Genomic DNA, 24,257 nt, shown 5'->3' with positions numbered 1-24,257 from the left:
ACAAAAAACGATACATAATAAAAACGAGAAAACGCCATGACAACGCACAGCAATAGTAGAACGACCGCCCTAGGCATCCTTGCCTTAGCGCTGCTCAGCCCCAACGCCGAAGCCGAAAACCGCCCCCGCGTTTTAGAGGAGGTGGTCGTCACCGCGCAGAAGAGCCAACAAAGCCTGCAGGACGTTCCAATTTCAATCAGCGCCCTGTCTGGCGACTTTATGCAGGACAACGCCATCGGCGATTTGGTCGCCGTGTCAGCCTACGTACCCAATGTCAGAGTCGAGTTCACCAGCCCGTCCTCACCTCAGGTATTCATTCGCGGCTTTGGCACCAACAGTTTTAACCCCAGCTTCGAGCCTGCGGTAGGGCTGGTTCAGGATGAGGTGTTCTACGGTCGCCCCAGCTACTTCAGCGAATCGATGTATGACCTTGCACGGGTGGAAGTGCTGCGCGGCCCACAGGGCACGCTGTTCGGTAAAAATACGATCGCCGGTGTGTTCAATGTCAGCAGCCAAACTGTCCCCGCCGAGGAAGGCAGTGAAGGGAAGCTGAGCTACCGCGACGAAGAATACGGTGAACAACGTCTTGAGGCGGGCGTCGGGTATCGCTTTAGCCCCAGTCTCGGACTGCGCTTGTCCGCCATGAAGTGGCAGCGCGACGGCCGCCTGGAAAATACCAAACTCGAGCGAAAAGAGGACGACCGCGACCAAGACGCGCTGCGAGCAAAGCTCAATTGGCAACCGAGTGACCGCAGTGAACTGGAGTTTATTGCGCAGCAATCCGTCACCCGCGTTAACTTCTGGCCACGGCAGTTAATGAAGCTCGACGACGATACCCGAGACTATTTGCAAAACTTCGATCCCGAAATCGAAGATGACCCTTTCAACTTCCAAACCAGCTTTAATGAAGACGGCAAGCTCTACCAGCGCTCAGATAGCTTGGCCCTGCGCGGTAGCTATGACTTTGGTGAAGTGGCTGGCTTATCGCGACTGGACACCACCGCTGTCATCGGCCTGTCCTGGTTGGATGTCGAACAACGACAGGACCTGGATGTCTCCCCCGCCGATTTATTGACCTTGGACGAGGTCGACGATTATCGCCAACAAACTTTCGAGTGGCGCTTTAGCGGCGCGGCAGACAGCTTATTTGGGCTGGGTGGAAATGTTGAATTTATCGGCGGCCTGTATTATTTCCAGAGTGACTTTCGCATCATTGCCGACATTATTGCTGGCCAGGATATTGCCTCCTACGTGCTAACCAAAGATGCCCAGCAGCTACTAAGTGGCAGTAGTAATGTGCCCGGCAACCCTTTGGCCGGCACCTTGGCCGCCATCCTGCCGCAATTGACCAACCTACTTCAGGAAACCGATTACTACCGTTTTGACTATCGCCAGGACACCGCCGCCACCGCATTGTTTGGCCAGGTGAGCTGGGATATTAGCGAAAAGTGGGTACTTACACCGGGACTGCGCCTGAACCGGGAAACGAAGAAGTCCACTCCCACTGGCCAAGGCGTGTGCAGCAACCCATTGCTGCCCTGTATTACCGCAACCCTCACTGGCGGCCAGGACTACGCCCCCGGCGAGATTGAACGCACTGAAACCCAGTTATCCCCCAAGCTCACACTCAGCTACTTTTTGAACGACGACATTTCCTTTTTCACCAGCCTCTCCCGCGGCTTCAAAAGTGGTGGCGTTAATGCCATTTCCTTCACTGGCGAGCAGCTGGAGTTCGAGCCGGAAGAGGCGCAATCTTTCGAACTGGGCCTGCGTAGCCGCTGGCTCGATAACAGCCTACAGCTCAATATGACTGCCTACCGCATGGACTTTGATGACCTTCAGGTTCTTGCATTTAACGGTCTACTGTTCGACGTTACCAATGCCGCGGCTGCATTTTCCGAAGGTATCGAGAGCGAGATTCAGTGGCTCACACCCTATACCCCGCTCAGCATCAACGCCTCACTGGGCTACCTGCGCGCCCGTTACAAAAAATATGAAAACGGCCCGGCACCCATTAGCGATGGCATCGGCGCCAAACAAGACCTCAGCGGGAAACGCCTGGCTTTCGCGCCGGAGTTAACGGCCACAATAAGCCCAACGCTGGAGTATCAGCTGGGCAACCTTCTGCTGCGTGCCAGCATGAATATTCAGCATCAGGGTGAGCACTACACGGACACCGACCTGGACGACAATACGCGCATTCCCGACACCACAACCGTCGCCGCAAACCTGACACTGCGCAGTGACGAACAAGGCTGGGCGCTGACGGTTGGCGGCAAAAATTTAAGTGACGAGCGCAGCCTCAACCAAGTGATTGATACCGCGATGTTCCCGGGCACCTATAACCCAAGCCAAAACCCCGGCCGGAGCGTATTCGCCAGCATGAGCTACCAGTGGTAGGCAGCGACACTAACCGCTATTGCCAAATCCTATGAGAACGATAGATTTTTAAGATTTAATCTTAGCGATTCGAGCACGTATGATGCCTCCTTAATTTACCCAAGGAAGTAATACCCGTGCTTAACAACAGCGTTAAAAATACCCTCGCGGTCGTCGGCCTGTGCCTTGGCGGCCTTGCTACCAGCGCAACAGCCAACGCCGATGCCGCGCTTCGCGCCCAGGCACAAGCCTTTTTCAAACCACTGCCCGCGGCAATGCCTGGCAGCGAAAATGACACGCCCGAGCGCATTGCCCTAGGTGAACAGCTCTATTTTGAAACGGCGCTATCGACCAATGGTAGTCAGTCTTGCAACAGCTGCCACCAAGTGGACAACAACGGTGCCGGTGTCGACAACGAGCCCACCTCGCCAGGCGCGCTCGGCGAACGCGGCGGTCGCAACTCACCCACCTCGTTTAACGCCGGCTTTCACATTGCACAGTTCTGGGACGGCCGCGCCGCCGACCTGAAAGCCCAGGCAAAGGGCCCCATTCTCAACCCGGTAGAAATGGCCATGCCCGATGAAGCAACCGCTGAACAGCGGCTGCGTGACGCGGGTTACGCAACAGCCTTCGCCAAGGCCTTTCCCAATGCTGAGCCCGCGCTGAGCTACGACAATATGGCCGAAGCGATTGCCGCCTTCGAGCGCACGTTGATTACCCGCGACCGTTTTGACGAGTTCTTGGCGGGCGACGACCAAGCACTGAGCGCAGCGGAAAAGCAGGGCTTGAAAACCTTCATTAGCACGGGCTGCATCGCCTGCCACAGCGGCGCGACATTGGGCGGCACCATGTACCAAAAAATGGGTGTGGTGAATGCCTATACCAATACCAGCGACATTGGCCGTCAGGAAGTAACCGGCAAGGCGAGCGACCGCTTTGTGTTTAAGGTGCCAGCGCTGCGCGATATTTCACGCACCGCGCCCTACTTCCACGATGGCGCGGCCAAAACGTTGGACGAAGCGGTAAAACAGATGGCGTGGTTACAACTTGGCCGCTCACTCAGCGACGCTGACACGGCGAGCATTGTCACCTTCCTGAACGCATTGGAAAATACCCGGCCAGTAACCTTAAGTTCAGTTAAATAAGTTCAGCGAAATAAGCGCACAAAAAAACAGCGGCAAGAGCCGCTGTTTTTCCCTCTGCGGATAGGCTATTGCGCAGCGCCCCTTATCAAGCGCTTCTCGCCACGCTCGTGTCCTAAGCGCGCCTGCTCGACAACATAGTGCTTGATCGCGATGGCTTCATCGTTATCAATAAACTCACCTCTCGCGGGCATGCCCATGGAGGCCAACGCACCGTCGCGCACAATGGCAAGCCACGCGTCGTCGAGATCATTAATGCGGTAACGCAAATCGGAAATCAGCCCCGCACTAATGGCATTGCCGCCGTGACAGACCGCGCAGTAGAGGTTGAACAGCTCACGCCCTTTCGCAATGTCTTCATCGCTTGCCGCCGCCAATGCGGGCTTTGGCAGGGCTTGCTCAACAACAGGGATGCGCGGCAGTTCGGTATTGGCACCGAGCTTAAAGACCAGCACGCGGCTAATATTGATCATATTCCTCGGGCCAGATACCGCTCCGTAGGGCAGGCCACTGATACCTCCCCAGCCCTGGGCAATGGCAATGTACTGCTCACCATCAAGCTCATAGCTCATCGGTGCAGCCATCAAACCTCCCTGTACATCTTTTTGCCAAAGCAACTTCCCGGTATCGGCCGCGCGGGCGCGAAACTGCCCGTCCAAGTCTCCTTGAAATAGCAAGTTCCCCGCCGTGGACAGCAAGCCGCTGGCCGAGAAGTAGCCGCCCTCAATTCGCCAGGCATCGGTATTGCTAACAGGGTCCCTCGCGATCAGCACCGACTGCAGCAGCATTTCACCCATTGCCTTGCGTTGCTCTACTGTCACCTGGTCGGGCACCTCGAGCATTGCTTCAACAGCGTAGTTGGTATTCCAGGTGCCCTTGCGGTCCTTCGCGGAAAAGTCGTCTGAATAGATTGCCCCCGAACTCATCGCCGGAATGTACACCAAGCCGGTTTGCGGGCTGAATGACATGGGCTGCCAATTGTGGGCGCCACTGGGCGCGGGTCGCACCATGCCCGGGAAAGTACCATCGCGCAGGCCCGCGGCTTCCACCGGCCGCCCCGTTTCCATATCCACATGGCTCGCCCAGTTTACGGGCATGTATTTCTCAGCTGACAATAATTCGCCGCTGCGGCGATCGAGCACATAAAAGAAGCCGTTTTTCGGCGCTTGCATAATGACCTTACGCTCGACGCCATCAATCTCTAACTCGGCGAGAATCATGTGCTGTGTCGCCGTGTAGTCCCAACTGTCGCCGGGGGTCGTTTGGTAGTGCCAGACATACTCCCCAGTGTCAGCTTTCACGGCCACAATCGACGACAGGAATAAATTATCGCCTTTGCCATCACTGCGCGCTTTGCGGTTCCAGCTCGAGCCATTGCCAACCCCGATGTAAAGCAGATTCAGCTCGGGGTCGTAGGCGAAAGAGTCCCAAGCGGTACCGCCGCCCTTGCCATTTTCCCACCATTTACCGTGCCAGGTTTTGGCGATCATTTTCTGGGTGTCGTCTTCAAAGCCCTTTGCCGGATTGCCGGGCACCGTATAAAAACGCCAGTCCAGTTCACCGGTCTTTGCGTCAAAGGCACTCACATAACCGCGAACGCCGAGTTCGGCACCGCCGTTACCGATAATGACGCGGCCGTCGACAATACGCGGCGCACCGGTAACGGTGTAGGGGTCTTGCTGGTTTATTCGGGTATCCACCTGCCATTGCAGCTCGCCTGTGTGCCTGTCGAGGGCACTCAAGCGGCCATCATAACTGGCGACGTAAACAGCGTTGCCCCAAAGCGCCACCCCACGGTTAACCCCGTCGCAGCAGCCATTGACGCCGTAGTCCTTGGGAACCTTGGGGTCGAAGTGCCAAAGCAATGCGCCGTTACGTGCATCAAAGGCGAGCACGTGGCCCCACGACGCCGTTACATATAGCACGCCGTCTGCCATTAGCGGCGTGCTCTCAATGCCGCGACGCGTGGGCAAGTCGGCATACCACGCCAGGCCCAGCTCACTTACCGTGTCATCGTTGATCTGCTTGAGCGGACTAAAACGCTGCTCGGCATAATCACGTCCGTGACTCACCCACTCACCGGGCGCGGCAGCAATGATTCGTTCAGCATTAACAGGCTGGCTATCAGCGCTGACCTTCGTGTCAACGTCGCGGCTACAGCCGCTTAGGGTCATCGCGAGCAGCACAGTACTGCTCAACAGGCGCATTGCAGTCTTCATAGCAATTCCTATTTATTGGTTTTCTGGGAAGCACGGGGAGCAGCTACGCTCCCCTATTGAGACACTGGCTAAATGACGAGCGATCAGCCCTTGAGTTTTAGCAGCAGGTTGTAGAAGCGCGTGGCGAAATTGCCATAGGGTGGGCGCAGCCACTCCATCGGTGAGAAACCGGGCTGATAGTAGATCGGACGCAGCTTACTGAAGGTGATAAACCCTTCATAGCCGTGATAGTGACCCATGCCACTGCCGCCCACACCACCAAAGGGCAGATCGTGCTGAGCAAGGTGGAACAGCGCATCGTTAACCGTTACGCCACCCGACATGACCCGCTCAATATACATGTCGGCCAACTCGCGCTTCTTGGTGAAAGGGTAAAACGCCAGCGGGCGGTCATGGGCATTCACGTAGTCGACCACCTCGGACGGGGTGTCGTACTCCAACACCATTAACAGCGGGCCGAAAGTTTCGCGCTGGCGAATGGTCATTTCGGGCGTGGTGTCCAACACCAGGTGCAGCGGCAGTTTTCGCGCCTCGATATTCGCGTCTTGGTCGTTCAGGTTGATGACCGTTGCCCCCTTCGAACGCGCATCCTCAAGCGTCGCCTGTAATCGCTGCATCGAGCGGTCGTCAATAATTGAGGTGTAGTCTTGATGATTAATATCAGGGCAGTGCTTGGCAACGTAGCGTTTGGCCTCGTTCACAAAGGCTTCTCGTTGGCTGCTGTGCACGAATACATAGTCGACGTTGGTGCAAATTTGCCCGGCATTGAATTGCTTGATGAACATGATTCGTCCAACGGCTTTTTCAATCGGGTAGTCTGGGTCAATCACCGCAGGGGCCTTACCGCCTAGCTCTAACACCACTGGTGTCAGATTTTGCGCTGCGGCAGCCATCACCGACCTGCCGGTCTGGCCTGAGCCGGTAAACACGAGCAGGTCGAAGGGGATCTTCGAAAATTCGATACCGACACCGCCGGTTTCATCAAAAAACTGCAGCTTGTCTTCAGCGAAGTACTTGGCGGTCAACTCGCGAAGCAAGGCGCTCAGTGCGCGCGAGTTCTCAGACATTTTCACCATGGCGCGATTGCCGGCGGCAAAGGCTTGGGCAATGGGCACAAAGCTGAGGTTTACCGGAAAGTTCCACGGTACGATGATTCCCACCACGCCCAAGGGCTGGGGAATGACACGGTTGCGACCGCCGGGAAACATGGTGTGATCAACGTGGCGTTTTTGTACGCGCATCCATTTTTTTAGATGCTTGATCACATCGTTGATGGCATCGGTTACTGCGATGATTTCCGCAAACAAACTCTCGTGACGTGAGCGATTGCCATAATCCTGACAGATCGCATCAATAATCGCTTCGCGGTTGTCGCTAAGCATGCTCTTCAAGCGCTGAAGGTCTTGTTTGCGCTCGCTGTAGCTGGGCACTGGCGCGGCCAAATAGGCCTGGCGCTGTAGCTCAAATGCCTGGTGAAGTGGTACAGCAATCTCATTGACGGCGGGTTGTATTGCGTTCATAGCCTTCCCCTTGTTTATCGTTTTATCAGGTTTGGCGATCGCACAACGCTTGGCGGCGAGTTTTCACCCTCCAAGTGCGACCGAAATCATCACTTGAGGGCGATGTTACCGCCGAACACACCGCTAGGCGATGTGAAGAGCGGACAGATTCAACCCGCCTAGCGCAATAGCAGCAGCGGCTTTTGGGTCTTGCTGAGCATTTTTGCCGTAAAGCTACCCAACAGCACATCGCGAATGCGGTGGTGGCTGTACGCCCCCATAACGGTGAGATCGATCCCTTCTTTCGCCTGGTAACTGATGAGTGCCTCGTCGATCTTTCCCTGCAGCTGCACACTCTCGTGCGCTATGCCCGCCGCCGTGAGCCGGCGACTGCCATCAGCTAAAATCTCCGCCGCCCGTTTGTCGTCGCCAACGTAAACCAGCTTGCAGGGAATGTCTTTGAAGAGCGGGCTGGCGGCCACCATGTCCAGGGCCTTCTGAGACGCCTCGGTGCCGTTATAGGCAAGCATGACGTTCTTCGGTGCACTAAACGCACTGTTCACCACCAGTACCGGCCGGTGCAAGCCGCGAATAACACTTTCCAAATGCGCACCTAACTGCCCCGCGTGATGCTCCTCACCGCGCACGCCCATCACCAGCACGCGGATATCCTGCTCGTTCTCAATCAGCGATTCCTGCAGACTACCGTGGCGCTGCCAGCACTCAACCTGTTCCACGCCATCTGCATGCACCCGTTCTTCGGCTGCCTTGAGCATCAATTTACCCTTCTGCATCAACAGACGACTGCGCTCCTGCTCGACCCGGGTGAGCTCTTCCAGCAGCTCTTCCTGACTGCCAAGGCCAATACTGCCGCTTAAATCGGCCACCGCCGCCTGCGGGCGATGTTCAAGATTGTGCAGTAGCTTAACCGGCGCCTGAACGCGGCTGGCGATCCACGCCGCGTAGTCGCACACGGCGGTGCTAAGTGCGGCGCCATCAATGCAGGCCAAGACATAGTTATCCGTCATCAGTGGGCTCCCAGCACTTTTTCAATTTCTTCGGGTTTATCGTGAATACCAAAGCGATCGACAATGGTTGCCGTGGCATCGTTTAAGCCAATCAACTCGACCTCTGCACCTTCTCGGCGGAATTTGATGACCACCTTGTCCAAAGCGGCAACGGCAGAAATATCCCAAAAATGGGCGCGGCTCAGGTCTATGACCACCTTATCAAGGGCTTCCTTAAAGTCAAAGTTTGCCGCGAAGCGATCCGCTGAATTAAAGAACACCTGACCGACGACGCGGTAGTTACGCTGGCCGCCGCCCTCTTTGAGCACGCTGTCCACATACATGAAGTGGCTAACCTTATTGGCAAAGAACAGCGCCGCGAGCAGCACACCCGTCAGCACCCCGAAAGCCAGATTATGGGTCCATACCACCACCGCCACGGTGGCTAGCATAATGATGTTGGCCGACAGCGGGTTCGTCTTCAGGCCCTTGATGGAGGACCAGTTAAAGGTGCCTATCGACACCATAATCATTACCGCCACCAGCGCTGCCATCGGAATACGCGACACCCAATCGCTGAGAAAAACCACCATTGTCAGCAACATCGCCCCGGCAAAGAAGGTCGACAAACGGCCTCGGCCACCCGACTTAACATTGATAACCGACTGACCGATCATGGCACAGCCCGCCATACCACCGAGCAAGCCCGAGAAAATATTGGCAATACCCTGGCCTTTACACTCGCGGTTCTTATCGCTGCCCGTGTCGGTGAGGTCGTCGACGATCGTTGCCGTCATCAGCGACTCCAGCAAACCCACTACTGCCAACGCGGCCGAGTAAGGAAAGATAATCTGCAGTGTTTCCCAGTTCAGCGGCACGTCTGGCCACAGGAACATAGGCAGCGTGTCGGGCAGCTCACCCATGTCGCCTACCGTGCGAATATCCAAGCCTGCCATCAGGCTAAATGCAGTGAGCGTCAGGATACATACCAACGGCGACGGGACAACCTTGCCCACTTTAGGCAGTAGCGGGAACAGGTAAATTATCCCTAGACCCGCCGCCGTCATGGCGTAGACGTGCCACGTTACGTTAGTGAGTTCGGGCAACTGCGCCATAAAGATCAAAATGGCCAGGGCATTCACAAAGCCGGTGACTACCGAGCGCGACACGAAGCTCATCAGCTGCCCCAGCTTTAGGTAGCCTGCAATGATCTGCAATACCCCGCAAAGCAAGGTCGCGGCTAGCAAATACTGCAAGCCATGCTCCTTAACGAGGGTAACCATCAGCAGCGCCATCGCCCCCGTGGCCGCCGAGATCATCCCCGGGCGGCCGCCTACGATGGCAATGACCACCGCGATACAAAACGACGCATACAGGCCGATTTTGGGGTCTACGCCCGCGATGATGGAAAAAGCGATCGCTTCGGGAATCAGCGCCAGCGCAACCACTAAACCAGCGAGGATATCGGCGCGGATATTGCCGAGCCAGTCTTCTTTTTTAGACAGTAGTAACATGAAAAACTCGATTTCTTTGGGGGTAATTTCAGAGCTGTCGACACAATGGCCGCAGCGAGCCACGCTCCAGGGTACCGAGTATGGCGGGTAGTTTGACCCAGAATTATACAGATAATCGCCGCGGGAAGCCCTTGGCAATTATCGGGAATATAGCAAGGAAAATTAACTCAGCCTGACACAGAAGCGAAAACTTCTTCCCAAAGTGAACATAATGATTGCCGTACATGCGGCAACTTCTCACCAATTTTTTTACGCACTTTAGCCAAATTATCTTCTTTGCAAAACTCCTTCAGCTGCATCAACGCATGAGATTCATTAGCGATCAAACAGTGCTCAAGAGAAAAGTCGGCTAGTAATTCACGATATTTATGGCTCCACCCCAAAACTACAACAGGGGTACAAGTTGCCAAACTAGACACAACCCCATGATACCGAGAGGAAAAAACAAATGACGCCTCAGCAATTATCCCCTTTATTCTCAGGGCATCCCTTGGGTCCAATATTCGCAATTTCTCGGATAAAGCCATTTCTCTACATAAATCTAAATCCTTACTCCCTTCATGATTTAGTATCACAGGCTCTACCCCCAGCTCTCGAGATAGGGCAACAAATTCTTGAGCGAGTGAAATGTAAGCGCTTCGAGAAATACTTCCTGAGTCAATAACTTTTTGGTTAGGTATGAACAGCGAGTAAGGCTGATCAGAGCATCCATCACTAACAAAACCATCTAGGGAAAACGTAATATCGGGGAAAAGCTCAGCACGTGATGTGAATTTTTCTAAGTAACTTTTTGACTGTTGGTCTCGTACACAAATTAAGGAAGCATAATCTACCGCTGGCTTAAAGCTTTCTTCAAAGCCCTCTTCGTCAAACGAGCCGTACGATTGTGGCAAGAACACCAATGGAACGTTATTCGCCTTCCACTGAGGCAGCCTGTCGGTTAGGCGGCGCTGTGCCTTTTTGGCACCCCAATAGTCGCCATAAGCGAATCCAGATGCATCTAAGACCAAATCAACATCTTGCTCTAAGACATACCCCAAATACTCTCTAACATTCCTACTCAACAAAGAGAGCAGACCGTATCTGAACTTACGTCGCTGACTCTTCCTCAGTTTCTGACCTTTTAATTTCGACCGAAGAACGGTAATAGGTCCCTTGCCGTTTCGTAAACAGCGTTTTAACCCAAGCCTCTTAAGCTCTTCAGGAGGAAGCTTCTGCGAGGTAGCAAAAACACAACGTCCATATTTTTCAGTGCATTCCTGCATTACAGTACGTGCCAACAACTCAGCGCCACGATTAGGCAGGCCAATACCGATGAGCTCTATATACTTCCTGCTATCATCAATCATATGTTTTTAATAATGCCTCTACGCCTTTTTTCTCAGAGTAAGGGATCTTCGCTTGCTCCAACGGTATTCCAAAACCAACCAACATAATTGGCACATGGTAGTTCTCCAATCCAAGCAGCTCACGTGCACTGCGATGATTTACCTCAACATCAGGCCAGTTGATCGGCACGCTCGCCAGGCCCTGAGCAGTAAATCCAAGCAATAACTGGGAGGTAGCCAAGGCCGAATCGATATAAATTAAATGCCTATCTCGTTCAAGCGGAAAGTTAGATAAATCCCCAACAACCATCATTAAATGAGGTAAATCTGTACCGAAACCTGCCGTACCGAATGGCAAACTTACGATTTTGCTCTTTAACTCTGGGTTTTCAATTAGCAAAAATTGAAATGGCTGCCTGTTGCAAGCCGACGCAGCTTGTGTTGCGCAATTTACAGCATATTCTACTTTTGAGCGGGGCACTTTTTTTTCTTCAAACCAACGGCAAGACACACGGGACTCACACAAGGATATAAATTCTTCTCCCCAAGACTCCTTAACTTTCGGAATACTCCCGAATTCAAACGGCGTTAAAGCCAGGCTTCCCCCGTCAGACTCATTTTCAATATCCAAGTAGCGCTGATAAGCACTGACTACACGCTCGTTCTGAATACTGACTGTTGCAAAGTAGCGTTTTAACACTGACCGTGCCCATTCCAGCTCCCCCGTGTCATGTAGGTGATTTTCAGTAGCACAATGGTACGCTGAAACAGTCTCTTCAATATACTTTTCTGCGAAAAGCTCTTTCCCAGAGGGGAAGCAAAGCCCCTTTTCAAGCCGGTGGATATTCCTTCTGAGCAGTGGTGAGTTAAACCCAGGGGTTGACACCGACCTATAGAATGCAGACTTCCCCGCGGCGACAGCGTCCATCTCCCCATCGAAAGCCACAGCCCCTGAAATACCACTTTTGGAGCCTGACTTCCTGAAAAATAGTTTACGAAGCTCTCTTCGAATACCCATTCTCTGACCTTCTATCGACTCAACGCACTGAAGAAAATAAAAAATTAGCGTAGCGCGGACTATGTCTAGACAACCTTGTTGTAACTATCGACACTCATGCCCATCAACCCACTCAACACCCCTGCATTGCGCGACATTTTCATCAGCGCCTTGTAGTACGCCACGCGCTGAAACAATACAGCGGATAGCAATACCAGCAGGCCGTTTAGCACGACTTGGAAAGTCGCCGACAGCAACAAACCCACCGCCGAACGGCCGCCTTCGCGTTTTCGCCGAGACAAGGTGATACCCGCGCGATATTTCCGTTTCGCTAACCAACGGCTGCTCAACCTTGATGTAGGGATCTCTTCATGAACACGCGCCTCTGCGCACTCAAAAATTTCCACGCCACGCTCTACCGCTGCACAGAAAAACAAGGTATCGGTGCCGCCAGCCAGCGGGCGACTCTCATCAAAGCGCAGGCCCAGCTCTTGGGTCACATAAATCGGTATCAGCACATTGTTTGTGGCGCAGCTGCCCAGTGCTGTACCCGTTGGGCGCCCTTTATCGAAAAAGATCTCCCCCATATATTGGGGTGCCCCTTGCGGCAGCTCGGGCACTACCGCGCCGTGCACAACGGCTTTGCCACCGAGCGACAGAGCATAGCGGTAAAGTTCACATAGCCAATCGGACTCCACCCATTCGTCATCGTCGATAAATACCAAATAGTGGGCACCGAGCTGATGGGCAACATCTATAGCCCGATTGCGAGCAAGCGGGATACCCCGCCGAGGCTCGTGCTCATAGTGCAGCGCAACGCCCAGTTTGGTTTGCCAATCGCGACATACCGTTTTTGCAGACTGCTGAGGGTCGTTATCAATAACGCTGACGATAACCTCCGCCCCCTCGGGAGAAGCCATCGCCCCAATACTGGCCAACGCCTTCGCCAGCAGCTTTGGCCGCTGGCAGCTGCAGATGGCAATGTTAATTCGCACTACGGTGGTGTCAGTCATCATCTGCAAGCCTGTTAGCGCTGCTCAACAATGCGGCGGTAAAAATCGAGATAGGCATCCACGATGACCTGGCGGCTGTATGTTGTGGCATAAACCTGCGTCGCATTTTCTACCAGCCTCTCGCGAAGGGCTGCATCTGTCAGTGCAAGATTCATCGCTTCACTAAGCTGGCCAACGTCGTCAATATCCGTCAGTAAACCCGAGTAGTCATGTTCAATTACCTCGCCGGGGCCTTGGGAGCGGGTGGCAATAATTGGGCAGCGATGGGCAAAAGACTCCATCACAATTGAACCCAGCCCCTCATGCCTAGAGGGGCAAATAAAGGCATCGACGCTGCGCATAAGCGCAGTAACATCATTCCGCCAGCCCAAAAAGCGAACACGCTTATCCAGCCCCAGTTCACTGCACAGCGACTTTAAGGCCTGCTCTTCCGGGCCGCTGCCAGCCAGCCACAAGACTGCGTCGGGCACATTCACCAATGCGCGCAGCAGGGTATCAAAGCCTTTGTTTACGTGGAGACGCCCTGCAGCGAGTAACAGTGGAACATCAGCAGGCGTATCAAAGCTGTCTCGCGGCAGAGGCTCGACTGGGGTTTCATCGGCGAAATTGGGAATGTGAACCACACGCTCCTCGGGCATTCCCCCCTCGATCAGGTGCTGACAAATTCCTTTGCTGATCCCCACCCAGTAGTCAGCCTGCTGGTAATACTTCAGTTTGTAATAATGGCCGAGCCGGTTCACCAGTACGTAATCACCCTTTGGCGTTGCATCGCTGGCGCGCCCCATCCAGGTCATGACCACGTCCGGCTTGAAAGCACGCAGACGACGGCGATACACCCAGGCGTCGTAAAAATCGAATTTACCACCAAAGCGAAAGCCCTCTGCTTCCACGCCCTGGCTACGCAGGGCGTCCAGGCGGTGAGCATGGCGGCGAATAAAAGCGCGCTCGTGAATACTGCCCGATGCCTGCAGTGCGGCACTCAAGCGTACAAAAAAGTTTTCGGCACCGCCGTGCTCGGCGCCCGCTAGGACTTGGGCGATGCGCAGGGATCCACTCATGATGCGTCAGGGTCCTTCATATCTGTCGACGAGGGCACAGCCTCGTTCTGGCTGAGCCCATCGTGAAACAACAAGCCATGGGTACCAGGGAAGCTGTCTCGACTTCGGGTTTGGATCAGAGTGTCTATTCTCTGGTGGAAGTTATCGATTTTCCGCTGCGTCTTTTTCTGCCGCAGCGCTCTTGGCTGCCACCGCAGCGGAATCACGTTGGAGCTACCGAGGCCGTCAATCACAACCAGCCGGCGAATATTCTCGCCGGCCTCGCTAACGTCGCGCTGCACGACAACATTGTGAACAAGAATATCGCGCGACGGCACGCAATGCGCGAGCCAATGCTTGCATAGCACGTCAACCGCGGCCTGGCAGTCTGGCGTATAACCACGCTCCCAGACATATTGTTTCAGGGTGATGGAAATGCGCCCATCACTGTCGCGAATGAGTTCGGAGCTAAGGCCCCGCCCCATATCGGTGTCGACAAAGCCAAAGCAGCGACTAACGTGGTCGAAAATGCTATCCGGATAGTGGCGCTCAAAGCCCTGCATAACGTGAAACTCTTCCAAACTGTCATCAAAACTAGACAGTGGCTTGAGGTTCTTGGGAAAACCCTTTTTTCGACGACAATCCTCGAGCGTGAAGTCGGGGCGCCTTACTTTGATACAGCGATCGGCATCAGCGGGGTCGATAAAGCACAGTCGATTCCCGCCCTGTGCAAAGGGTTTCTGCGAGCTCAGCGCAATTGTCATTTCATCGACCCGTCGAGGTGGATATCCCGCGCCCACACATAGTCATGGCTGAAGGGGATTCCCATACTGGCTTCAACGATATATTGAGCATAGAGCCGTGAATTCATTTCCTGGTGATAGAACTTCCGCGCCCGTGATGCCCAGTGCTGTCGTTTAGCATCGTCAAAATGAAACTCGCGAATTTTCGCCAGCAGATCATCTTCATCATTAAAATAAACGGCGGACTCTTCGGGAAGAAGCTCGTCGAAGCGCGGGCCACTGTGGGTGAACTGCAAAATGCCATTGCCCGCCAACTGCGCCATTCGCGCGGACGAATACCAATAGTCACCCTCTTGGCGGTTCAGGTTTAGCCCCATTTTTGTTTCGGCTAAGGCGCGATCGTAGTCGCGCCCCCACACCGGCGCCTCGCCAAAACTGCCATAGGTTTTGAAATTCATTTGGTCTTTTACCGCCTCTTTTATACGGCCGACCATTTCAAGACGCTGGGTAAATTTGGTGGCATTACTACAGAACAACAAATCGATGGGCAGATCAGTTTTCCGCGAGTTATCCAACACCTCAACGGAGGCTTCCACGGGGTTAGGCATGTGATAAAGCCGCGCACCAATGCCTTCAAATTGTTTGAGCTCGCGCCGACCCGTAGAGACGAAAACGGCATCGCTAACCGAGGCGCGCGAAGCGATACGCTCAACATTGCTGGGCACAAACAGCGGGTCATTATTGCAGTGGGCAATAAAGCAATTCGGAGCGAGTTTTTTTACCTCTCGCAGAGTGTCGTTACTGATCATGTCGCAATGACCGGCGATAACAAGGTCGGGCTCCATCGCATCGACCATCTCCAGCAAGCGCTTGTTGGCCTTGCCCACCCCCAGATCGCGAATGCCCAGGGGCGCCTCAAAGGCGGCGATATCTCGGTCGCTGAACGTTTGCAGGTAGTGATCGTTCTTAATCAGACCAAAGCTGAGTTTCTGCGCCCAACTCACCCGAGTCTGGCCGTAGCGGCGCAGCTGTTGATAGGCGATGTGCAGTACTCTCATAGTTATCTCGTTCTTGTCATTGTTGCGCGGCATTGCTGCCAGGGAGTGCCGCCCTGAAGCGGCCGACTATATCACCACCACCTCGCGGCGTCAGGGCGCGCTAGTGGGCAGAATTGCCAAGTAATTGCTCGTACACATTCAGGGTACTGGCCACTTGGTGATCCAAATAGTATTCAGGCGGCAGACTAATCTGATTGTCGGCCTCTAACAAATCGGCAACACGCGCCGCAAACGCCACCACATCGTCGGCAGGGACGAGCCCCTGACGAAAGCCGGCGTTCAATGACTCACTTGCGCCACCGCGGTCATAGGCTACCACCGGCGTACCGCAGGCGAGGGACTCCGGCACCGTGCGACCGAAGGGTTCTTCTTTGTTAGAAAGATGGCACGTGACAGCAGCCAAGCGATAGAAATTGGCAATATCACTACGGTGACCAACAAAGGTGACGACCTCGGTGAGCCCCAGCGACTCACGCATGGCAAGCAGTTCTTCTAAATAGTGCTGCTTGCCGGGCTCGGCATCTCCCACCACCACCCCGTGGACATCCGGACGCAAGCTCACTAAACGGGCCATCATTTGCAGGAAGGCCTCTTGTCCCTTCCACCGCGACAGCCGCCCCGGCATTAATATTATCGGCTTGCCATTGAGCTGCGGATACTCCGAAAACAACACCTCCAACCACTGGCTGTCGGCATCCTGACGAACGAAGGCCTCGGCATCCAAGCCCCGCGGAATCAGCGTTATCTTGCTTTCGGGAATCTGGTAATTATCGACCATGTAGCGCTTAACGCAATGTGAGATGGCAATGCAATGCTCCGCCTTTGCCATAATGGCACTGTAGGCGTTTACCGAATACATGCCGTGAAACGTGCTCACCAAGCGGGGGCGGCTAGCCGGGTCCATCTTTCGCCACGCCAACCAGGCTATCCAGGCCGGCACACGCGAGCGCACATGGATCACATCCGCCTGCAGTGTTTCCAGCAATCGCCGCAGGGGCCGAACCTGCCACAGCGAGCCCAGGGACTTGCGATGAATGGGCATGGCAATATGCTGGCTACCTTCGGCCTCTAGCTGCTCGACCATGCGGCCACCGTGAGAAATGACTACCGATTGATGGCCCAGACGAACCAGCTCTCGCGCAAATTCGACGGTACCACGCTCAACGCCGCCGGAATTTAGCGCGGGCAGCAACTGCACGACCTTGAGCACGCGGGGGATCGCCTCGGTCTCGTTAACCGCATCAAGCATGTTTGTTTCCTTCTAAGGTGTTGAGCAGCCAATCGGCGGCACGATCTGCCTCCCAAACCTGTTCAGCAGGGGGTGGCAATGGCTCGCCAGCGGACCAAGACTCATACCCCTTGGCCAGACCTGCCGCCAGCACGCTCGCCATACTTCGCGTTACCCGCGAATCTCGCAATGGTGGAAGCGCTAACAAGCCGGTCGGAACCGCCGAGGTAATACTCTCGTAGACCATCGACACGCTGTCTCGACTGACCCAGGCCTCGGCAACTGCGGCTAACTGCGCTCTCAGCCACCCGGGTGGGCAATCACTGAAGGGCAAGGTATCTATATTGGCCACCGCCTCTGCAGCCAATGCTTCCAGTAGGCCAGGCGGAGTACGCGGCGAGTCTGATACGGTCCAATGCAAGTCTGAGCGCGCGTTGGCAATCACCAGCACCTGCGCTAATACTGCGTCGTTATCCCAGGCGAAGTGTTTGTTTACCCCGCCCAATACAATCAAGCCACGCCGCTTATCCCTATTTTCAAAAGTCGGCTGCATAACATTGAGCACGCCCCTAGTAACCAGTATTTTCGGTGATACCGGCGGCGCATCATGCTCGGGAATAATCGCGGCATCAAATAAGCATCGCGGCAGACTGGGTTTCATTAATACCAAAGAGCGAGCGCCGCTCACCTTCGCGGTCCACAGCAGGGGCAGGTGACAACGACTCCCGGCGGCCACCACCCAATCGGGGAGCGAGCTGGCAGCGAACTGCCCGCAAAGCCCGCTGCGGCCAGCCTTGCGAAACCCCTGCTGAGAAATATCCAACCAGTGAATTTGGCACGGTACTTTTGCCTCGAGCCGCTCGGCAAGCCCGCGCAACTGATTTAGGTGGCCGGGGCGCCCGTCAGTGATAAACCACAATCGCAAAGTCGTCGCCATAGGGCCTCAATACACCTTCGCAGCGCCTTCGGGGCGCGTTTTGAAACGGCGATGGACCCACATATACTGCTCCGGCGCTCGGCGAATATTCTCTTCAATCACAGCGTTCACCGCCCGCGCATCGGCATCGGGATCGCCACTGGGAATATTTTCCAGCGGAATGGCCTCCAGGCGAATTCGGCGCCCTTTCTCTAAGCGCTGTTGGTCGATATATACCACTTTCGCGCGCCCACCCTTAGCCAGGGTAGACGTCGCCACGGTAGTGGCGGCAGGGGTATTGAAAAACTCAACAAATGCCGCCGACTTGCGGCCGTAATCTTGATCCGGCAGGTAGAACAGCCGGTTCCCTTTGCGAAGGGATTTTAGTGCGCGTTTAAAATCGCGCCGGTGAATCGGCTCACCATAACGCCCGCGCGCTCGACTCAAAATCCACTCGATCACCGGGTTCTTTTGCTTGCGATAGAACGAGTCAGAACGCTTACTGCGCGCAATTAAGGCTGCGCTCAAATCGATAAAGGTGAAATGCGCGCCCAATACGATGACGCCCTGGTCGTCGCCGTCGAGATGCTCTTCACCGACGAATTCCAACTCGACGCCCAGCTTGTCAATTGGGGTAAACCACGTTCGCAGCATTTCGAGCAAACCGATACCCTGATCCTGCATGGTTTTTTTGAGCAGGCGACGACGTTCCGCCTCGGTAAGTTCCGGAAAACACAGCGCCAGATTTCGCGCGGCAACATGGCGTCGACCACCGGCAAAATAGTAAAACAAACTGCCCAGCAGCTTGCCGACAAGGTAGTTCAATCGCTGAGGCAACTTTGCCAGCACGAACATAAATGCCACACCCAGCCAGGTTGGCCAGTAGCGCGGATGTAAGAGTTGTCTCTGAATTGTCATCGTCCTGCTATTACACTGTGTCTTCTCGGCAGGCGGTTCTACCGGAGCTCGCGCGCCTACGCCCTTATATAACAGCCCTGCATAAGCATAGCGCTGAGTATTGTACACCGATTGAGACACAGACCTGGCTAACAGCTGTGAAATTACCATGATGAATAAGCCCGGCCGACACGGCCTCTGGCGACTGATTGACGCCACTCTCTATTCTCGCAAGGGGCTCGCCGCCGCGTGGCGCCATGAAGAGGCCTTCAGACAAGAGTGCATGCTGGCCGCCATTCTGCTACCCGCAGCGTTTTGGCTGGGGGAAAATGCGATCGAGCGCAGCCTGCTCATTATCCCGGTTTTGCTGGTCTTGATCGTCGAGCTGATAAACTCGGCGATAGAAGCAGCTATAGACCGTATTGGCACCGATCGCCACCCACTCTCTGGGCAGGCCAAAGATATCGGCTCAGCCGCCGTGATGATTAGTCTGATGCTTTGCGTAACGTGCTGGGGCCTGCAGATCGTCGAGCGATTGCGCTGAGGGCCAGGCGGCCTCACCTTCCCTCGCAAATAATCCCCAGCCAAGCCCCGTTTTCCCTTGACATAGGCGGCGCAAAACTGAATAATCCACGGCCTAAATTTTCAGCGCAAGTTCTAGAGGAGTAATAAGGGTGGCAAATTCCCCGCAAGCAAGAAAACGCGCACGTCAGGCGGAGAAACGTCGCACTCATAACGCCAGTCTGCGCTCAATGGTTCGCACTTACCTGAAGAAGGTTATTGCTGCAATCGAGTCTGGCGACCAAGAAGCGGCAAAAGCAGCCTACGCAGCCGCAGTACCTGTTCTTGACCGCACTGCCGACAAAGGCATTTTCCACAAGAACAAAGCTGCTCGCCATAAGAGCCGCCTGAACGCTCGCATTAAAGCCATGGGCGAAGCTGCGTAAAACCAGCAAGCCAGGCATAAAAAAACCCGCTTTATGCGGGTTTTTTTATGCCTGGCATTATCGGTTACGACATCACGACCATATTATCGCGATGGATCAGCTCCGGCTCAGCCAAATAACCCAAAATCTCGGCGATTTCAGCAGTCGGCTTGCCAGCAATTCGAACAACCTCGTCCGCACGGTAATTAACCAAGCCCCGCGCAACCTCCCTACCTTCCGCATCAATACAACTCACCAAATCACCGCGCTCAAACTGCCCCCGAGCGGCAACCACTCCAACAGAAAGGAGACTGCGCCCCTGTTGGCGCAATACCCGCGCCGCGCCGTCATCCACCACAACACTGCCACGCAGCCGCAACTGCCCCGCCAACCATTTCTTGCGTGCCGTCATCGGCGGCTCCTTGGCAAGCAACAAAGTACCCAGCGCCTCCCCCGACAGGGCGCGGGACAGCACATCGGGCTCACGCCCGCCCGCGATCAGAGTATTTGCACCCGAGCGCGCCGCCAAACGCGCCGCCCGCAACTTGGTCATCATACCGCCACGCCCCAAACTCCCGGCACTGCCACCGACCATCGCATCCAGAGACTTATCGGCAGCATCGGCTTCACTGACAAGCTCAGCCTCGGGGTTGTAGCGGGGGTCACTGCTATACAGGCCGCTCTGATCCGTCAGGATCAGCAGCGCATCAGCATCAATTAAGTTGGCAACCAGTGCAGCCAAGGTGTCATTGTCACCAAAGCGGATTTCATCGGTCACCACGCTATCATTTTCGTTGACGATCGGCAGCACGGAAAGCCCCAGCAGGGTCAACAAGGTGCCCCGAGCATTCAAGTAGCGATCCCGCGCGGAAATATCGTCATGCCCCAACAGGATTTGCGCCGTCTGCAAGCCGTGCTCTCGGAATCGCGCCTCGTAAGCCTGAACCAAGCCCATCTGCCCCACAGCTGCCGCTGCCTGCAGGTGATGCAGGTCCTCTGGGCGGCGCGACCACCCGAGACGGGTCATTCCCTCGGCCACCGCCCCGGAAGACACCAGCACAATCTCACAGCCTTTTGCTCGCAGGCCCGCTATCTGCGCCACCCAGGCGTCCAGGCCTTCAACGCAGAGCCCCTGACCATCGTTGGTAAGCAATGCCGAACCGATCTTTACAACAATACGCGTCGCACGCGAGAGCTGCTGCCGTCCCTCTGTCACGCCATCACCTCAAGGCCTGTAGACCACTTCAACATCATAATCATCATCGTCGCCGTCATCGCTATCGTCTTCATCGCCGTCAGCCTGCTGGCGCGCCTTTCTGGCTGCATGCAATGCCGCAATACGGTCACGCGCCTCTTGCTGCATTGCCTCCTGAATTTCTCGCTCGCGCTCCGCAGCGTCCGGGTCCTCACTCAAGCGCTCGGCCTGCGCCTCAACAAAGGCCAGAATGTCCTGACAAAGGCGCTTGGTATTCTCAGCGGAGATTGCCGCAATTTTGTATACCGGCCCTTCCCACGCCAGCGCATCAACCACCGCCTGACAGCGCGCCTCGCGCTCCTCCTCTGGCAGCAGGTCAATTTTGTTCAGCACCAGCCAGCGATCGCGATTAGCCAACAGCGGGCTAAACTGCTTGAGCTCTTCGGTGATCACCGAAACCGCCTCTTCAGGCGTAGAACCATCGTAGGGCGCCATATCAACAATATGCAGCAGCAAGCGAGTCCGCGTTAGGTGCTTCAGAAAACGAATACCAAGGCCAGCGCCGTCGGCTGCCCCCTCCACCAGACCGGGAATATCCGCAATCACGAAGCTGCGATGGGGCTGCACACTCACCACCCCCAGATTGGGCACCAAGGTAGTAAAGGGGTAGTTGGCAACTTTTGGCTTTGCCGCAGACACCGCGCGAATGAAGGTCGATTTACCCGCATTCGGCAAGCCTAACAACCCGACGTCAGCCAACACCTTCAGCTCCAACCGCAGGCTTCGTATCTCGCCGTCGCTGCCGCGCGTAAACTGGCGCGGCGCGCGATTGGTACTGGATTTAAAGCGCGTATTCCCCAGGCCGTGAAACCCGCCCTGAGCCACCTTTAGCTCATCGCCCGCCTCGATAAGATCCCCCAAGACCTCGCGAGTGTCTTCATCAATCACGGTTGTCCCTACCGGAACGATCAACACCAGATCCTCGCCGCTCTTACCCCGACAATTGCCACCACGTCCCGGCTCGCCAGACTGAGCCTGATAATGCTTTACAAAGCGGTAGTCCACCAGGGTATTGCTGGCGGAGTCTGCGCGCAGAATAATGCTTCCGCCATCGCCGCCGTCTCCACCATCCGGGCCACCTCGGGGTATATATTTTTCGCGACGAAAACTGAGACAACCATTGCCCCCGCGCCCCGCGGCTACGCGGATTACCGCCTCATCGACAAATTTCATTACCTTAACCTCGGTGACTGACACAGCCCGTTATGTTGTGTACAGAAACAAAAAAGCCCCGTCAACCGACGAGGCTTTGCGAACCAATAGAGCCGGAAATTACGCAGCGACGATGCTGACGAACTTGCGGTTCTTAGGGCCTTTAACTTCAAACTTCACTACACCGTCTGCTTTTGCAAACAACGTGTGGTCTGTTCCGCAGCCTACGTTTTCGCCCGCATGGAACTTGGTGCCACGCTGACGCACGATGATGCTACCTGCGCTAACAGCCTGACCGCCGTAGCGCTTAACACCAAGGCGTTTACTCTCGGAATCGCGTCCGTTACGGGTACTACCACCAGCTTTCTTGTGAGCCATGAGTCTCTCCTCGTATTCTTAGCCGCTGATACCAGTGATTTTCACTTCCGTGAACCACTGGCGGTGACCGGCTTGTTTCATGCTGTGCTTACGGCGGCGAAACTTAACGATTTTCACCTTAGCGTGACGACCTTGAGAGATAACCTCTGCAGTCACTTTACCACCCTCAACATAGGGCGCACCGATTTTGAGTTCTTCACCGTTCTTAACCATCAGTACTTTATCAAAAGTAATGGCTTCACCAGTGGCGACTTCAATTTTTTCCAACTTGAGGGTTTCACCCTCAACTACACGGTGCTGCTTACCACCGCTTTCAATAACTGCGTACATGGGCATAATCTCCAAGAGCCTGCTTGCAATGCATATTGAGTGTTTGGCCACCACCAGTTTTTACCGGCCGTGGGACAAGTCCAGGCACCGCTGCAACCTCACTTTTCAGCCGGGCTGGGCGGTTTTGCTTCAGGGGCGCGAATTTTACTGGCTCCAGCCAATAAACACAAGTGCTTTATCCAGCGTTCAGCCTCAGGTACGCTCAACTTGACAGCCTAGCCCACCCCCCATACGATGCCAGCCGATTCCACCGCCGCAAGTCAATAAGTCCATGCAACATATCCGCCAGGTCGTAGATAGCGAGTTCAACTCCGTCAACGATTTTATCGTCGAGCAATTGCACTCCCGAGTCGCCCTTGTGGAGAACATTGGCCACTATATTATTGATGCTGGCGGCAAACGCCTGCGCCCCCTTCTCAGCCTGCTGAGCGCCGGCGCGCTCGGCAAGATTGACCACGACCACATTCGCCTAGCAGCCGTTATTGAATTTATCCACACTGCGACCTTGCTGCACGACGACGTTGTAGACCTTTCTGCACTGCGCCGGGGACGACCGACGGCCAACGCTGAATTCGGCAATGCACCCAGCGTGCTGGTTGGCGACTTCCTTTACTCACGCGCGTTTCAGGTATTGGTTAGCATTGGCAACATGCCGCTCATGGCATTACTGTCTGACACGACCAATACCGTTGCCGAGGGCGAGGTACTTCAGCTCGCGAGGGCAGGCAACCCCGACACCGATGAAGACACTTACTTCAATGTCATTCGCAGCAAAACCGCCGTGTTATTTGCGGCCGCGTGCTCGGGCGCCGCGCTGCTGTCAGACCAAAATAGCCAACAACAAGCCCTGTATGACTACGGCTTAAATCTCGGCATTGCCTTCCAGCTGATTGATGACATTCTGGACTACGAAGGCGACCCCGCCGAGACTGGTAAAAATGTTGGCGACGACCTGGCAGAGGGCAAACCGACCCTGCCACTGATCTTCATATTGCAGAACGGCAGCGCCACACAAAAGCAGCAAGTTCAACGCGCCATTAGTGAAAAGTCGGCGGACGAGCTTGACAGCATTGTTGCAGCCGTTAAGCAAAGCGGCGCTCTAGACTATTGCCGAGATGCTGCCCAGAAATACAGCCAGGCTGCTATTCATGCACTACAGTCCCTCCCGCCGAGCGCCCACAAAGACGCTCTTAGCAAGCTGTGCGAACTGGCCCTTCAAAGAAAAAGCTAGGCAGCGGT

At 55.1% G+C, this 24,257-nt stretch carries 22 protein-coding genes; 5 read left to right on the top strand and 17 right to left on the bottom strand.

Translation table 11 applies throughout. The annotated features are described in order from the left end of the window. Positions 1–36: 36 nt before the first annotated feature. Together ABNS66_RS03575 and ABNS66_RS03570 are read left to right on the top strand one after the other, a co-directional pair. A complete protein-coding gene (locus ABNS66_RS03575; RefSeq protein ID WP_286694266.1) occupies positions 37–2,400 on the top strand; it encodes a TonB-dependent receptor in 2,364 nt (787 codons plus the stop codon). Between the two features lie 116 nt (positions 2,401–2,516). After that, a complete protein-coding gene (locus ABNS66_RS03570) occupies positions 2,517–3,524 on the top strand; it encodes a cytochrome c peroxidase (RefSeq protein ID WP_286694265.1) in 1,008 nt (335 codons plus the stop codon). 65 nt (positions 3,525–3,589) lie between these two features. Here ABNS66_RS03570 and ABNS66_RS03565 read toward each other — a convergent pair whose 3' ends face one another. The 13 genes from ABNS66_RS03565 to lpxL all read right to left on the bottom strand — a co-directional run bounded on the left by ABNS66_RS03565 (position 3,590) and on the right by lpxL (position 18,998). Further along, the gene (locus ABNS66_RS03565) at positions 3,590–5,740 is read right to left on the bottom strand and encodes a PQQ-dependent dehydrogenase, methanol/ethanol family (protein WP_286694264.1); all 2,151 of its coding nucleotides are present in this window, start codon (positions 5,738–5,740) and stop codon (positions 3,590–3,592) included. A gap of 83 nt (positions 5,741–5,823) precedes the next feature. After that, the gene (locus ABNS66_RS03560; RefSeq protein WP_286694263.1) at positions 5,824–7,260 is read right to left on the bottom strand and encodes a coniferyl aldehyde dehydrogenase; all 1,437 of its coding nucleotides are present in this window, start codon (positions 7,258–7,260) and stop codon (positions 5,824–5,826) included. Positions 7,261–7,418: 158 nt separating this feature from the next. Further along, positions 7,419–8,267, bottom strand: coding sequence for a universal stress protein (locus ABNS66_RS03555; RefSeq protein WP_204995072.1), 849 nt, complete (start codon positions 8,265–8,267; stop codon positions 7,419–7,421). After that, positions 8,267–9,760 (bottom strand): SulP family inorganic anion transporter, encoded by a 1,494-nt coding sequence (locus ABNS66_RS03550; protein WP_286837583.1) that lies wholly within the window; start codon positions 9,758–9,760, stop codon positions 8,267–8,269. Before ABNS66_RS03550 ends, ABNS66_RS03555 begins: the two co-directional genes overlap by 1 nt. Positions 9,761–9,927: 167 nt before the next feature. Beyond that, entirely contained in the window at positions 9,928–11,109 is a 1,182-nt protein-coding gene (locus ABNS66_RS03545) for a polysaccharide pyruvyl transferase family protein (protein ID WP_286837585.1), read from the bottom strand. Further along, positions 11,102–12,106, bottom strand: coding sequence for a nitroreductase family protein (locus ABNS66_RS03540; RefSeq protein ID WP_286837587.1), 1,005 nt, complete (start codon positions 12,104–12,106; stop codon positions 11,102–11,104). The genes ABNS66_RS03545 and ABNS66_RS03540 overlap by 8 nt, the downstream gene beginning before the upstream one ends. A 65-nt stretch (positions 12,107–12,171) precedes the next feature. Beyond that, positions 12,172–13,101: a glycosyltransferase family A protein gene (locus ABNS66_RS03535; RefSeq protein WP_286837589.1), complete on the bottom strand. Its 930-nt coding sequence runs from the start codon at positions 13,099–13,101 to the stop codon at positions 12,172–12,174. Positions 13,102–13,112: 11 nt separating this feature from the next. Continuing rightward, positions 13,113–14,156 (bottom strand): glycosyltransferase, encoded by a 1,044-nt coding sequence (locus tag ABNS66_RS03530; protein WP_286837590.1) that lies wholly within the window; start codon positions 14,154–14,156, stop codon positions 13,113–13,115. Continuing rightward, positions 14,153–14,899: a YrbL family protein gene (locus ABNS66_RS03525; RefSeq protein WP_286837592.1), complete on the bottom strand. Its 747-nt coding sequence runs from the start codon at positions 14,897–14,899 to the stop codon at positions 14,153–14,155. Before ABNS66_RS03525 ends, ABNS66_RS03530 begins: the two co-directional genes overlap by 4 nt. Further along, positions 14,896–15,936 (bottom strand): glycosyltransferase, encoded by a 1,041-nt coding sequence (locus tag ABNS66_RS03520; protein ID WP_286837594.1) that lies wholly within the window; start codon positions 15,934–15,936, stop codon positions 14,896–14,898. Before ABNS66_RS03520 ends, ABNS66_RS03525 begins: the two co-directional genes overlap by 4 nt. A gap of 100 nt (positions 15,937–16,036) precedes the next feature. Next, the gene (locus ABNS66_RS03515) at positions 16,037–17,185 is read right to left on the bottom strand and encodes a glycosyltransferase family 4 protein (protein ID WP_286837596.1); all 1,149 of its coding nucleotides are present in this window, start codon (positions 17,183–17,185) and stop codon (positions 16,037–16,039) included. Next, positions 17,178–18,101, bottom strand: coding sequence for an ELM1/GtrOC1 family putative glycosyltransferase (locus tag ABNS66_RS03510; RefSeq protein WP_286837598.1), 924 nt, complete (start codon positions 18,099–18,101; stop codon positions 17,178–17,180). The genes ABNS66_RS03515 and ABNS66_RS03510 overlap by 8 nt, the downstream gene beginning before the upstream one ends. Positions 18,102–18,107: 6 nt before the next feature. Next, positions 18,108–18,998: an LpxL/LpxP family Kdo(2)-lipid IV(A) lauroyl/palmitoleoyl acyltransferase gene (gene lpxL / locus ABNS66_RS03505; RefSeq protein WP_286837600.1), complete on the bottom strand. Its 891-nt coding sequence runs from the start codon at positions 18,996–18,998 to the stop codon at positions 18,108–18,110. A gap of 151 nt (positions 18,999–19,149) precedes the next feature. Between lpxL and ABNS66_RS03500 the strand changes: the two genes are divergently transcribed. Together ABNS66_RS03500 and rpsT are read left to right on the top strand one after the other, a co-directional pair. Continuing rightward, positions 19,150–19,521 (top strand): diacylglycerol kinase, encoded by a 372-nt coding sequence (locus tag ABNS66_RS03500; protein WP_204995353.1) that lies wholly within the window; start codon positions 19,150–19,152, stop codon positions 19,519–19,521. A 130-nt stretch (positions 19,522–19,651) separates the two neighbouring features. Further along, positions 19,652–19,924, top strand: a complete 273-nt coding sequence (rpsT, locus tag ABNS66_RS03495; RefSeq protein WP_204995055.1) for a 30S ribosomal protein S20 — start codon at positions 19,652–19,654, stop codon at positions 19,922–19,924. Positions 19,925–19,988: 64 nt separating this feature from the next. Here rpsT and proB read toward each other — a convergent pair whose 3' ends face one another. The 4 genes from proB to rplU all read right to left on the bottom strand — a co-directional run bounded on the left by proB (position 19,989) and on the right by rplU (position 23,018). Further along, positions 19,989–21,119 carry a glutamate 5-kinase gene (proB, locus tag ABNS66_RS03490; RefSeq protein WP_204995054.1) on the bottom strand — a complete coding sequence of 377 codons (1,131 nt, stop codon included), beginning with the start codon at positions 21,117–21,119 and terminating at the stop codon, positions 19,989–19,991. Between the two features lie 9 nt (positions 21,120–21,128). After that, positions 21,129–22,331: an Obg family GTPase CgtA gene (gene cgtA, locus ABNS66_RS03485; protein ID WP_286837602.1), complete on the bottom strand. Its 1,203-nt coding sequence runs from the start codon at positions 22,329–22,331 to the stop codon at positions 21,129–21,131. A 99-nt stretch (positions 22,332–22,430) separates the two neighbouring features. After that, positions 22,431–22,688: a 50S ribosomal protein L27 gene (gene rpmA, locus ABNS66_RS03480; RefSeq protein ID WP_204995052.1), complete on the bottom strand. Its 258-nt coding sequence runs from the start codon at positions 22,686–22,688 to the stop codon at positions 22,431–22,433. Between the two features lie 18 nt (positions 22,689–22,706). Then, positions 22,707–23,018 carry a 50S ribosomal protein L21 gene (gene rplU, locus ABNS66_RS03475; RefSeq protein WP_027874901.1) on the bottom strand — a complete coding sequence of 104 codons (312 nt, stop codon included), beginning with the start codon at positions 23,016–23,018 and terminating at the stop codon, positions 22,707–22,709. 271 nt (positions 23,019–23,289) lie between these two features. Here rplU and ABNS66_RS03470 point away from each other — a divergent pair, with 271 nt between their 5' ends. Next, a complete protein-coding gene (locus ABNS66_RS03470; protein ID WP_286837604.1) occupies positions 23,290–24,249 on the top strand; it encodes a polyprenyl synthetase family protein in 960 nt (319 codons plus the stop codon). Positions 24,250–24,257 lie beyond the last annotated feature (8 nt).

It is taken from the genome of uncultured Spongiibacter sp., assembly GCF_964011655.1.
Classification (GTDB): domain Bacteria; phylum Pseudomonadota; class Gammaproteobacteria; order Pseudomonadales; family Spongiibacteraceae; genus Spongiibacter; species Spongiibacter marinus.
This window is presented reverse-complemented; position numbering and strand designations above follow the sequence as displayed.